Annotated in this window: 11 protein-coding genes; 2 read left to right on the top strand and 9 right to left on the bottom strand. The window is 40.7% G+C overall.

Annotation, left to right across the window (positions count from 1 at the left end; all coding sequences use genetic code 11):
* Window positions 1-81: 81 nt before the first annotated feature.
* The 6 genes from ACZ5AE_RS12745 to ACZ5AE_RS12720 all read right to left on the bottom strand — a co-directional run bounded on the left by ACZ5AE_RS12745 (window position 82) and on the right by ACZ5AE_RS12720 (window position 7,319).
* The gene (locus tag ACZ5AE_RS12745; RefSeq protein WP_464572815.1) at window positions 82-600 is read right to left on the bottom strand and encodes an RNA polymerase sigma factor; all 519 of its coding nucleotides are present in this window, start codon (window positions 598-600) and stop codon (window positions 82-84) included.
* A gap of 29 nt (window positions 601-629) precedes the next feature.
* Window positions 630-2,858, bottom strand: a complete 2,229-nt coding sequence (locus tag ACZ5AE_RS12740; protein ID WP_464572813.1) for a sensor histidine kinase — start codon at window positions 2,856-2,858, stop codon at window positions 630-632.
* Window positions 2,836-3,528: a response regulator transcription factor gene (locus tag ACZ5AE_RS12735; protein ID WP_464572811.1), complete on the bottom strand. Its 693-nt coding sequence runs from the start codon at window positions 3,526-3,528 to the stop codon at window positions 2,836-2,838. The genes ACZ5AE_RS12740 and ACZ5AE_RS12735 overlap by 23 nt, the downstream gene beginning before the upstream one ends.
* A 237-nt stretch (window positions 3,529-3,765) precedes the next feature.
* Window positions 3,766-4,725, bottom strand: a complete 960-nt coding sequence (msrB, locus tag ACZ5AE_RS12730; protein WP_464572809.1) for a peptide-methionine (R)-S-oxide reductase MsrB — start codon at window positions 4,723-4,725, stop codon at window positions 3,766-3,768.
* 228 nt (window positions 4,726-4,953) lie between these two features.
* Window positions 4,954-5,928, bottom strand: a complete 975-nt coding sequence (locus ACZ5AE_RS12725; protein ID WP_464572807.1) for a bile acid:sodium symporter family protein — start codon at window positions 5,926-5,928, stop codon at window positions 4,954-4,956.
* Window positions 5,928-7,319, bottom strand: coding sequence for an FAD-binding oxidoreductase (locus ACZ5AE_RS12720; RefSeq protein ID WP_464572805.1), 1,392 nt, complete (start codon window positions 7,317-7,319; stop codon window positions 5,928-5,930). The genes ACZ5AE_RS12725 and ACZ5AE_RS12720 overlap by 1 nt, the downstream gene beginning before the upstream one ends.
* A 203-nt stretch (window positions 7,320-7,522) precedes the next feature.
* Between ACZ5AE_RS12720 and ACZ5AE_RS12715 the strand changes: the two genes are divergently transcribed.
* Window positions 7,523-8,239: a FadR/GntR family transcriptional regulator gene (locus tag ACZ5AE_RS12715; protein WP_464572803.1), complete on the top strand. Its 717-nt coding sequence runs from the start codon at window positions 7,523-7,525 to the stop codon at window positions 8,237-8,239.
* Between the two features lie 45 nt (window positions 8,240-8,284).
* On the opposite strand, the gene ACZ5AE_RS12710 is transcribed toward ACZ5AE_RS12715, so the two are convergent.
* Window positions 8,285-8,632 carry a YrdB family protein gene (locus ACZ5AE_RS12710; RefSeq protein ID WP_464572801.1) on the bottom strand — a complete coding sequence of 116 codons (348 nt, stop codon included), beginning with the start codon at window positions 8,630-8,632 and terminating at the stop codon, window positions 8,285-8,287.
* Between the two features lie 531 nt (window positions 8,633-9,163).
* Between ACZ5AE_RS12710 and ACZ5AE_RS12705 the strand changes: the two genes are divergently transcribed.
* Window positions 9,164-9,877, top strand: coding sequence for a hypothetical protein (locus ACZ5AE_RS12705; RefSeq protein ID WP_464572799.1), 714 nt, complete (start codon window positions 9,164-9,166; stop codon window positions 9,875-9,877).
* Between the two features lie 218 nt (window positions 9,878-10,095).
* On the opposite strand, the gene nirD is transcribed toward ACZ5AE_RS12705, so the two are convergent.
* On the bottom strand, window positions 10,096-10,422 hold the full coding sequence (gene nirD / locus ACZ5AE_RS12700) for a nitrite reductase small subunit NirD (RefSeq protein ID WP_464572797.1): 327 nt from the start codon (window positions 10,420-10,422) through the stop codon (window positions 10,096-10,098).
* A 38-nt stretch (window positions 10,423-10,460) separates the two neighbouring features.
* Window positions 10,461-12,875: a nitrite reductase large subunit NirB gene (gene nirB, locus ACZ5AE_RS12695; protein WP_464572795.1), complete on the bottom strand. Its 2,415-nt coding sequence runs from the start codon at window positions 12,873-12,875 to the stop codon at window positions 10,461-10,463.
* Window positions 12,876-12,969 lie beyond the last annotated feature (94 nt).

Below are 12,969 nucleotides of genomic sequence, written 5' to 3'. Positions count from 1 at the left end.
AAATGCGGTTGTTTTTTCATTGAGATCTATTAACCTTTTAGCAAAAAAAAACACCGCCATCATTGACAGCGGCATTAAAGTTTATGCAATTTTCGTTTCAAAAACCAAAAGCTTAAGTTTTTTTCTGGCCCGGTAGATCTTTGTTTTTACCGTATTGGGATTCAATTGGAGAACATTTGCGATTTCCTCTTCTTTTAAACCTTTTGTAAACTTAAGCATCAGTAACTCCTGCTGCTCATATGGCAGCGTCCCGATTGCTTCATTGATCTCTTCAAAAAGCAAACAAGTCTCTACTTCCTGCTCAACATTTTGTTTTGTTTCTTTGCCCAACACTTCCAGCAAATCGTGTTCAAAAGGGACAGCTTTTTTTCTTTTCTCACGTCTGATAAAATCAATGGCAGTTCTGGCTGCAATCACCGATAGCCAGGCTCCCATTTTTCCTTGCTCCTCAATCGTTCCCGCCTTATTCAACGCTTTAATAAACGTTTCTTGAACGACATCTTCGGCGTGAAACCGGTCCCTAGTAATGGAATAGCTAATCACAAACAACCGTTTATAATAGAGCGAATAAAGCTCTGTGAAATCTAGCTCCATCTCCATATCCTTTCTAACTCCATTTTTTCCTGTGCTTAATCCGCAATCCGCAAAGTGATAATGACCTTAAATAGATCGCCGTCCGCTTCAATATCAAATTTCCCATCATGCAGGTCGATAATTGATTTGACAATGGCAAGACCGAGACCTGACCCTTCGGTATGGCGGGAGGTATCCCCGCGTTTAAAACGCTCAAACAGTTCATCGACGTTGTCGCTTAACTCATATTTGGAAACATTTTTAAAAGTCAGAATAGCTTCTTCATCTGCTGTTTTAATCGAAATATAAACACGAGTATTCTCTAATGAATATTTCAAAACATTGCCAATCAGGTTGTCAAAGACACGCCATAGCTTTTGACCGTCTACAAGAGAATAAACCGGATGACCTGCTTGGGTGACTCGGAAATGCAGGCTGGATTCACGGATCGATTCATCATATTCGGCAAGGGCCTGCAGCAGCAGCTGATTAAGGTCCACTTTATCCTTTACTAGCTCAATATTGCCACTTGCCATTTTCGATACCTCAAAAAGATCATCAATCAGCACCTTTAAGCGCTTAGACTTTCTGTCAATTATTTCGAGATATGCTGATTTTTCCTCATCGTTTACATCGGTTCCCTTCAATAATTCTGTATAGGTGATTATCGAGGTTAACGGTGTCCTGAGATCATGGCTGACATTGCTGATAAGTTCTGTTTTTAACCGCTCGCTTTTCGCCTGTTCTGACTGAGAGTGCTTTACACCCCGTTTTAGTACATTAATATTACCCGCCAATATGGCCAAAACGGATTTCCCCGTTACATCAAGGTCCTCCCCAAGTTTTCCAGCCGACAGCTCATTGGTTTTTTGGACAATCCGATTAAAGTAACCCACTTTTTTAAACAAAAACATTCCAAGTGGAAACCCTGCAACGGCTAACAGCAAAATATAAAAGACGACAAAAATAGGATGGATCACCACCATCAAAGCTGCTGCTCCGATGAAAAACACGGCGGCAATCAGAATAAACATCTGCATTCCTGTGCTTTGATCAAGAAATGCTTCAACTAAGGTCGTGCGGACGCTTTTGAGTGCCGTCTTACCACTGCGCCATGTTTTAACCGATAAACTCTTCTGCCATTCGACCTTCACGTCGGTCCAACTTTTCAAATCTTCCTTTAAAAATTTACGCTGCACATGTGCGACAGCCACAAAAACGGAGGTCCCAAGCAAGGCGAATACGATTTCGCTTGCTAATATATATAGATTGTTATAGATATTATAAAAATTGTCATTGACTAGAAAGATAAATATTACGGACAATACGGCGGTTAGCAGAAAAAGACCAATTCTAATATCAATCGGAAGCTTGTTATAGAAATGCCGCCAGCTTTCCAATCGCGCATCTACAGCCCTCATTTTTTTTGAAAAATAAAAGCTTAACAGCAAGCCGAGGATGCCTGCCAAGCAATAGCTCAGAACAATGATCTGATTTCGTTTATAATCTTGGAACTGCTCCATCAGAGGGGACGATGCGGATAGCGTTTTGGCAATTCCGATTTGTCCTTCCAGCGTCGTTTGAGAGGTGGCATTTAACACATCGGCCAAGTCCTCATATCCACCGGGACCATAGTTAACGAAGTAATCACTCGAAATGCTAAAATCGGTTAGATACAGCATGTCTTTTGGTTTGAGCGGATTTTCATTTTTTTGATTGCTATAAACTTTTCCTGTTTCCGGATCTTTAAAATAGTAGGTAAATTGTTTTTGGTATCTTAGAAAATCATGCTTGAATTGTTCCCTATTCTTAAAATACTCGTCAATTTTCGTTTCTTTTTCTTTGACCACCTTGGGCCTTACCCAGTCATCGCTGGCAAAATTGTTGCTTATGTCCTCGATTTTTGTATCTCTTTCTTTTATTAAGGCATTGGCAACCTCTTCATTTTTCACTGCTTGAGCGTCTTGAATGCGAGATTCATATTGAGCCCTGATGTTAGAGATTTGTTGATCTAAACCGCCATATCTGTACCGATGTTCATCTATTTCGTCTTTCGAAACAGTGATGGCGGCTTTCGCCTCTTCAGGAGTAGTCTCGTTTAGCTCAAACATGCTTAAATATCCTGCGAATTGATCAACCTCACTGTGAAATTCCGGTGTATGGAAAAAATCGCGGTTCATGTATTTAGTTCCCGTGGAAAATAGAGCCAGAATGCCGCTCAACGAGAAGGTTAATAGAAAAGCCCAGAGGTAAATCAAGATACTACTTTTCCATTTTGTAGCCAATGCCCCACACCACCTTTAAAAACCTTGGATTCTTCGGATCAATTTCAATTTTTTCACGGATTTTCCGGATGTGAACAGCCACTGTATTTTCCGCGTTGTAGCCTGGTTCCTTCCACACCCGCTCGTAAATTTCATCAATAGAAAAGACCCGTCCGGCATTGGTCATTAACAGTTCGACAATCTTATACTCTATCGGAGTCAGCTTGACCGGCTCCCCATGTACCGACACTTCCTTCGCCGCTTGGTCAAGGGTAAGACCATTTAAATCGATTACTCTATTAATTCCGCCATATGTACCTAATGTGACATATCTGCGCAGCTGGGATTTCACGCGGGCGACAAGCTCCATCGGGTTAAAGGGCTTAGTTACGTAATCATCCGCCCCGACCTGAAGGCCCAAAATCTTATCTGTATCTTCGCTTTTCGCGCTTAAAATAATAATGGGAATATTTTGCTTTTCGCGGATTTTAAAGGTTGCGGAAATCCCATCCAGCCGAGGCATCATGACATCGAGGATAATCAGGTGCACGGTGTGTTCATTTAATATTTCGAGCGCCTCAATTCCGTCCTTTGCCTTTAGGACGGTGATCCCTTCGTTTTTGAGGTAAATTTCGATTGCATCGCGAATTTCCTTTTCATCATCCACGACCAGCACAAAATAATTGTTCATATCTCTCCTTCTTTCTTGCTTCAACATGTCTATATCGTAAACAACAAATCTTAAATTCAAGTCAGGATAAATCTTAAGAATTTCTTAAGGTCTTAGGATTATTCCTATTTAGGGAATATCTGCAAAATCTATCATTCTTAGAATAGCAGTGTTCGTTCAAAGAATAAACCTGTACTTTGTTGCAGACTTTGATCCAATAAAAATACCACAGTCGGAATAACTGTGGTATTTTTGAATTTATTTTTGAAATAATTTTTGAAATTCACCGTAACCCTCCTCCTCCAGCTTTTCCTTTGGAACAAAACGGAGGGCTGCAGAGTTTATACAATACCGCGCCCGGTCCGGTCCTGGCCCGTCATCAAACACATGCCCTAAATGGGAATCGGAGGTTTTCGTGCGGACCTCAATCCGCCGAAGTCCATGGGAAGTATCAAACTTCTCCTCAAGTTCAATCCGACGCAATGGCCTGGTAAAGCTTGGCCAACCGCAGCCTGCATCATATTTATCTATGGAGCTAAAGAGCGGTTCTCCCGAAATGATATCAACATAGATTCCATCCTCTATATTATCCCAATATTCGTTCTGAAATGGTGGTTCTGTAGCGTTATTCCTGGTTACCTCGTACTGGAGCGGCGTTAACACTTGACGAAGTTCTTTGTCACTTTTACGCCTTTTCCAATTTTCACGAATGAAATTAGCCCGTCCTGAAGCTTCAAAATAATGGTTATAGTGAAAAGGTATTTTCTTATAATAGTTCTGGTGCTTTTCTTCAGCCGAATAAAACGGACCTGCAGGCAGAATTTCAGTGACAATCGGCTTTAAAAAGCGGAGGCTTGCTTCTAGTTCAGCCTTTGAGCTTTCAGCCAGTTCTCTTTGTTTATCATTATGATAAAAAATTGCCGTCTTGTACCTCTCTCCTCTATCGCTGAATTGCCCACCGGCATCAGTAGGGTCAATTTGCCGCCAAAAAATATGGAGCAATTTCTCATAGGGGAAAATTAACGGATCAAACGTAATTTGAACAGCTTCATAGTGTCCGCTCGAATCTGAGCAAACATCTTCATAAGTGGGATTTTCCTTGTTCCCGCCCGTGTAGCCGGAGATGACCTCTTTAATCCCAGGCTGTTCATCAAACGGCGATACCATGCACCAAAAGCAGCCGCCAGCGAAGGTTGCCTTTTCGAGTTGTTGAGACATTTGGATTTCCCTCCTCTAGTTTATTACTATGACTAAATGCAGCAAAAGGACAGACAGTTTTTAATCTTGCCATTTTTACCAAATACTTTCCGAATATGTAGAAAAACTTTCCGTATTAGGGTTTTTACTTCCTATAAACTAACCACTTTACTTTACACTTTTAGCAAATACATTCCAAGCGCTAAAAAACAAAGAAAAGGCACCTTAACCAAAAAGGTGCCTCCAAACTTAAATAGCCTTCTTTTCCTGTTCCTGACCGGTGCTCATTTGCCCCCGATTGGCTGGTCTCTTCGACCAATATGTAGCTAGAATTGGACCTGTAATATTGTGCCAAACGGCGCCGCAAACACTTGGGATAGCAGCTAAGGGTCCAAAATGGGCAGTTGCAAGTGCCACTCCCAATCCAGAGTTTTGCATACCGACTTCAATTGAAATTGCCCTTCGGGTCCCTTCATCAAGCTTCAAGACAAAAGCAGTAAAATAGCCAAGAAGCAAACCAAATGCATTGTGCAGTATTACCGCTGTGAAGATTAAAAATCCAGCGGATGCGATACTGTCGGCACTTCCTGAAACAACTGCAGATACAATCAAGATAATCGCAACAACTGAAATCAACGGCAGTACAGAAATACTTTTCTCCACCATTCCAGGAAGGAACTTCCGAATCACAATCCCTAAGATGATTGGAAAAATAATAACCTGAACGATGGACATAAACATCGCCATCGGATCAACCGGCATCCATTTACCGCCAAACAACAAGAAAATTGCCGGCGTTGCGATCGGTGCCAAAAGTGTGGAAATGGATGTCATCGTAATCGAAAGTGGAACATTTCCTTTTGCTAGGTAAACCATGACGTTTGATGCCGTTCCGCCTGGGACGGACCCTAGAAGAACAAGCCCTGCAGCCAATTCAGCTGGTAAATTCATGAAATAGGCAATTAAAAAAGCGGTAATTGGCATGATAACAAATTGCGCACAAACCCCAATAATGACCGGAATAGGATTGGTGATTACCAGTTTAAAATCAACTGCTTTTAATGTCAAACCCATTCCAAACATAACAACGCCCAATAAGATAGTGATATATCCTTTAAAAACTAAAAACGGAGCAGGTACAATAAATGCAATAACCGCAATTAAAATCACCCACACAGCAAAATATTTTCCAGCAATCGAACTAATAGATTCCAAGATTTTCATCAGCCTAACTCCCTCTTCACTTTGATAAGTTTATTAGGATTCAAGAGGTTTTCTGGGTCGAGTGCTAGTTTGATTCTTTCCATCACCTTTAGTGCTGGACCGTGCTCCCGCTCCTGATATTTCTGCTTCCCTACTCCGACTCCGTGTTCTCCAGTACAAGTACCACCTCGTTCAAGAGCATCCATCACAATGACTTCATTGAATTCTTCTGATTTTCTAATTTCTTCAGGGTTATTCATATCAATCATAATGAGAGCATGAAAATTGCCATCGCCGACATGCCCCACAATGCCTCCTGGCAAATCTAATTTATTTAAGGCCTCTCGAGCGTTATCAATGGCTGCTCCCAAATTTGAAATTGGTACACATACATCTGTTGTCATCATTTTTTTACCAGGAAAGCCGTGAATAAAAGCATAGGCCAAATTATGACGCGCTTCCCATAGCTGGTTTAATGCCGCCTGTTCGGTTTCATATTCTATACCTTCGCAATGATAGTCGGTGACGATTTCCTTCATAAATTCCACGTCCTGTTTTAAGCCTGCCTCGTTTCCGTGAAATTCCATAAACAATGTTGGCTGTTCCTTATAATTCGTATCGTTAAACAAGTTTACTTGCTTCATAGAGGGCTCGTCGACAAGCTCCACTCGTGCAACAGGAATTCCTGCCTGTAAAATACCAACCACCGCTGAGACCGCATTTTGGACGGACGGAAATGATGCTCGCGCTGCCATCACATATTCTGGAATACCGTAGACGCGCAAGGTTAACTCAGTAAAGCAGCCTAGCGTTCCTTCAGACCCGACAAACAATCCGTTTAAATGCAGGCCGGATGAAGATTTTTCCGCTAAGTTTCCCGTATGTATCACCGTGCCGTCCGCAAGAACAACCTCTAAATCACGGACTTGGTCGCGCATTACACCATATTTGACTGCTGTCGTACCGCTTGCATTCGTTGCTGCCATACCTCCCAAGGTTGCATCTGCTCCCGGGTCAACGGAGAAAAACAGCCCATATTTTTTGAGTTCTTTATTTAACTGTGTGCGCGTAACTCCCGGCTGTACTCTCACCAGAAAATCATTTTCCCTTACTTCTAAAACCTTGTTCATAAGAGAGAAATCTATCGTAATTCCGTGTTCATATGGTATGACGTGACCTTCTAAGCTGGTTCCTCTTCCAAATGGCACAACAGGTACTTTGTATTCACTGGCCAATTTCATTATCTTGGATACTTCTTCTGTAGAAGCAGGAAAAACAACTACATCCGGCAAGCTTGGGGTATGATACGATTCATCTTTGCCATGTTGCTCTCTAATCGTCTCATTGATGGATACTTGTTCTGCCGGTAACACATTTTTAAGTTCAGCTGCCAATCCTTCAATTGTTAACATTACTTTCACCTGATTCCTTTAAATTTCCAACCAATTGGTTGGACCAATTTTGCGAATAATTAAAATTGGTCCAACCTTTATTTTATTATAGGGAATAGTCTGAAAAAATCAACCATTTTGAATTATGAAATTGTATCTTCCGGAAAAATTTTTGTATGATAATATCATGATAGGTTGGTCATATTGAGGGGAATGAAACTGACATGCAGCAGCCAAGGAAAAAAGCATATGAGGTTATCACTGATAAAATAAAAGATTCCTTTTTAAATGGGAAACTTCCTCCGGGAGAAAAATTGCCTACAGAGAGAGAACTGGCGAGTCTTCTCAATGTTAGCCGAACATCGGTAAGAGAGGCATTGCGGAAGCTGGAGGTTGAAGGATTAATTGAAATTAGACAAGGCAGTGGGACCTTTGTAAGAACAGTCCCTACACCAGGTATGATGAATGATTTTTCCCATTCAATCGTAAATAATGAAAAAAAATTAATATATGAGATGCTGGATCTTCGCCGCGTTTTGGAGGTAGAATGTGCTTTTCTGGCGTCACAAAGAGCAACAACCGATGACCTCGAACGAATCAGCGGAGCACTGGAATTAATGCGGAATTCCAACGATGATGTGGAGCTTGGCCTCGAAGCAGACGTCAAATTCCATACGAATATAGTCCGAGCATCCCATAACTCTATCTTTTTACATTTAATTCAGTCTCTTAGCGAACGCTTGGAGGACACCATCAGGGCCACCCGGAAACTGCGCCTGACTAATCCCGAACGTGTTGAGGACACGTTTGATGAACATAAACAAATTTATATAGCCATCGCAACAGGGGATTCCCTTCACGCTAAACAATTGATGGAAAAACATATTTCTAAAATACGAAAAGAAATGACAGAATTTTTCCTGGAACATAAGACGAATTAATGGAAATAGTGCAGGCGCATGAAAAATTCATGCGCCTACTCCATATTATTGCTTCCACATGATCATAAGTATCTTATTAATGACCACTGTGCATCCAAGAACCCAAGCAATCTCTGTTTTCCCCAGAGAAAAGAGTAATATTACAGGCAACCCAAATACCACTATTTCCAAAATAGAATGAAGAGGTCCAGACAATTGAATCGGCGCTTTAGGTGAACCCATTGCTCCCCACATAACCGCCATCATTAAAGGGGCACCAATAGCAAATATCCATTGAAGCAAAGGGCCATTTCCTGTTTTATACCCCCAATATCCCATTGCAAATAATGAGCAAAGCTCCAATAAAAATCTTAGTATAACATTGATAGACTTTAGCCCAGCAAGTAAATCCATCAGCCGATCTCCCCTATTCCCTCATTAACTAACCATAATACCATAATAACTAATACAATTAGTTTTAACAAGTGCTTAAATAAAATTTTTTCCAAAAAATAGCCCCGGTTTCCCTGACAGGACTCTACTAAAAGGGAATTTGTTAAACGGATATCTATTATGATACTGTCGATTCCCAAATAGACATTCTATTAAATGACCAACCGAAATTGATTTCTAGCAGGGTCGTTAGTCTCCTCAACAATTCCATCCTCTTCTCTAACTGGGGCACCCATCTCCTTAAGCTGTTTTACAACTCATTCCCTTGCACCACCATCTGGGAACACAAGGGTATACCCATTTAACCCAGCACTATTCCGCGGCGGCGTCGGTGCTCCTATCTTTTATAGAATTCACCACTATGGCCCTTTTTTTTCGAAAAGAAAGGACTTGTATTAAAAAACAGGCTATTTTATTAGGACAACATCATTCCATGACACATATAGATGCAGTGTTAACAAATTAATTCAAATTTAGGGGGAAACACAAATTATGGGTAAAGACATGATGAATTATATGGTGGGTAAGGTTGTCAAAATTAATCGCGGCGGTTCTGAATCAAGAATTGGTTTACTATTGGATGTTTATAACGATTATATCGCTCTTTTGACTGAAGATGATGGAGTCGTTTACTACAACACTTATCATATTAAAAGCATTACTGACAACGTAAAGGAAAGCTTGAATTTTAATCTGGAAGTACCGAAGGATTTGGAATTTAAAAAAGCTTCGGATTTCCAAGCTCTCCTTGACTCCCTGAAATTCCAATGGATTAGAATTAACCGCGGCGGTCCTGAAAAGTTAGAAGGTGTCCTTAGCGATGTAAATAAGGATTGTGTTTCACTCATCAGTAAAGAGGAAATCGTTCGTGTTGCCATGTTTCACATTAAAAATATTAGTTATGGTGCGAAAAGTGAAAAGGCAGAAGAATCTAAAAATCAGAATTTGGGCCAGTCAGATAAGTACCAAAACAATGAAAAGCAGTCTCGCCAAAGTGTAGTAAAATCTAGCGATAATAATAAAAAAAGGAGAAACAGAAACAAAAGAAACCAAGAAGAATTCTCTACAGTTGAGGGAAATCAGTCAAGTCAAGAATTTGATAATCCTGTGCCATCGTCAGAGAGGAAGGCTAATGAACCTGAAAATATCTCCCAACTTATAAACACCGTGGAAAAGCTGATTCGAAATTTGTCAAATACAAATTAATTCTTTTAACAATAGATTTGCAACCTTGCATGACATTTCATATATTTAAAGAGGCTGACTTTATCGCAAATGCTCCGATCGATCTTTCAGACAGTTTGAATCACTTAGAAATAAATCTCAAAACAAATAAACAGCCAAAAAAAGCCAGTCAAAATGAACTGGCTTTTAAATATTAATTAGAATGAACTATTAGGCTCTATTATAAAAAGTGATTTATCTTATCCTTCATCCATTAGGATAAATACTCTATTTTCTTCTATTATCGTCTGATAGTTTTTCACACATCCGATATCAGGCTTTTGGACTTTTCCATCTTGCAAACATATTTTCCAATCATGCATGGGACAATAGACAAATTCACCGCTTACGATTCCTTCGCTTAACACGCCGCCTTTGTGGGGGCAGCGATTTTCAACCGCTCGTATATGCCCGTTTGATAATTTGAAAACCGCCACTTCTTTATTCCCGATCCGAACCGTTTTACCTAAACGCTCTTGGAAATCATGAACAGTGCCGAGCGGAAATTTTGAGATACTTTTTTTCATAAAATTGATACACTCCCTCTTTCAGCTATTCATTTTCCTTACGACATGACTACACTTTCAAAAAGCTCTTTCCTTACCTGTTCATCCTCAGTAATTTCCTTCCAAGGATCCCTTATGACCGCCAAAGCCTCTTCCATTCTGGCATTTAATTCTAAACGTTTATCTTTATCATCAAGGACTGAACGAACGTGTTCCAAACCAAAACGCTCTATCCAAGCCGATGTTCTTTCTAAATAATTTGCTGTTTCCCGATAATATTGTAGGTAGGCACCGGTTATCTCCATCACTTCCACATCAGTTTTTACTTTGTACAATAGGTCCCCGCCGCGGACGTGGGTCCCTCCATTGCCCCCAACATAAATTTCCCAGCCGCCGTCGATTCCGATAAAACCAATATCTTTGAATCCGGACTCAGCACAGCTTCTAGGGCATGCGGATACGGCCATTTTTACTTTATGAGGAGTTTGCAGACCTTCAAATTTCTTTTCCAGCATTATTCCCAAGCTAATTGAATCCTGGGTGCCAAATCGGCAAAATTGATCTCCGACGCAGGTTTTAACAGTCCGAAGCGATTTTCCGTAGGCAAACCCTGACGGCATGTCCAAATCCTTCCATACTCTTGGCAAGTCTTCTTTTTTGACCCCGAGCAGGTCAATTCGCTGCCCACCAGTTAATTTGACTAATGGGATATCATATTTATCAACCACGTCTGCAATCCGTCTTAGGTCATGTGAATTCGTCACTCCTCCATACATCCTTGGAACGACTGAATATGTTCCGTCTTTTTGAATATTCGCATGCATACGCTCATTCACAAAACGCGATTGCTTTTCATCTTCATAACCGGTTGGATTAACCATTCCTAAATAGTAATTCAGAGCAGGACGACATTTTGAGCATCCTTCTTCTGTGCTCCACCCTAGAACAAACATAATTTCTTTTATGTGGGTCAACCCTTTTGTTTTAATTTCTTCAATCACTTCATCTCTTGATAGTGATGTACAGCTGCACATCGGTTCTTTTTGTAAAGAGACATCAGCCTCGCATCCTAAGGTAATCTGTAAAATCTCTGCTACAAGTGGTTTGCAGCCTCCGCAGGAACGCGATGCACTCGTACATTCCTTAATAGCATTGACTGTCGAGCATCCTTTTTCCTGAATCGCTTCGATGATAGTACCTTTCGACACTCCATTACAGCCGCAAATAATTTCTTCATTGCTCATCGCAGCTGTCAAACTGTCTCCATGACCTTCACCTGTTTGGTTTAAAATGGACACTTTTGTTAAATCGGAAATGTCCGTTTCCTTTTGAATCATGGAAACTAAACGGTTTCCTTCGCTGCTGTTACCAAATAGGACAGCACCGACAATTTGATCTCCTCGTAAGACAATTTTCTTATAAATGTTATCTTGTTCATCAAAGACTTTGATGGCTTTTTTGTCTTCCTCCTCATAAAAGTCTCCGGCTGAAAAAACTTCAACACCCGAAACCTTTAACTGAGTAAATAAAATAGAGCCTTTATACGGTTCCGTTCTAACCCCAGAGATTTGTTTGGCTAATACTCTTCCTTGTTCATACAAAGGTGCCACTAAACCATAAGCAATTCCGTTATGTTCTGCGCACTCGCCAACCGCATAAATATGAGGGATATTCGTTTCCATATAATCATTGACAACAATGCCGCGATTGACAAGCAGCCCGCTTTCTTTTGCCAGCTCAACATTCGGTTTAATCCCAACTGCCATCACCACTAAGTCCGCTTCAAGCTCCGTCCCATCACTGAATCTCAATCCATTTACCCGTTCTTCTCCTAAGATTTCCTGTGTTTGTTTTTCTAATAAAAAGTTCACGCCTTGTTTTTCTAATTCTGTTTGGAGCAGTTTCCCGGCTGTTGGGTCTAATTGGCGTTCCATCAGATAAGGGGCAAGATGGATGACCGTAACATCCATTCCTAAGTTTAATAGTCCCCTTGCCGCTTCTAGCCCGAGCAGGCCGCCTCCAATTACTGCTGCCTTTTTAAATTGTTTGGATGCCTCCAGCATGACTTCTGTGTCCTTGATATCACGAAAGGCGGTTACCCCTTCTATATCTTTTCCGGGTATTGGAAGGATGAAAGGTAGTGAACCCGTTGCCAAAATTAATTCATCATAAGGCTCTATCCTGCCTTTATCTGTAATGACTGTTTTCCTGCAATGATCAATTTTGATTACTGATTCTCCTGTATATAATTGAATATTATGATTACTATACCAGGCCCAGTCATTTAACGTTATATCTTTAACACTTGTATCGCCCTGCAGAACCTTTGAGAGCAAAATTCTATTATAATTCGGATGCGGCTCACTTCCGAAAATAGTAATCTCAAACAATTCATTTGAAACACGTAGGATTTCTTCAATGGTCTTAATACCAGCCATGCCATTCCCGACTAAAACGAGCTTTTTCTTTTCCACCTGGCATTCCCTCCTTGTGTAGTTTTTTAAAATATATCACACCCTTTTCAACTTGTTACCATTCATGTGAGGTTTTCTAACGCAGTTTTTGAAT

The sequence above is a fragment of the Neobacillus sp. S1227 genome (assembly GCF_055385255.1).
The sequence above is the reverse complement of the archived record's forward strand: the minus strand, read 5'-3'. Positions and strand labels throughout refer to the sequence as shown.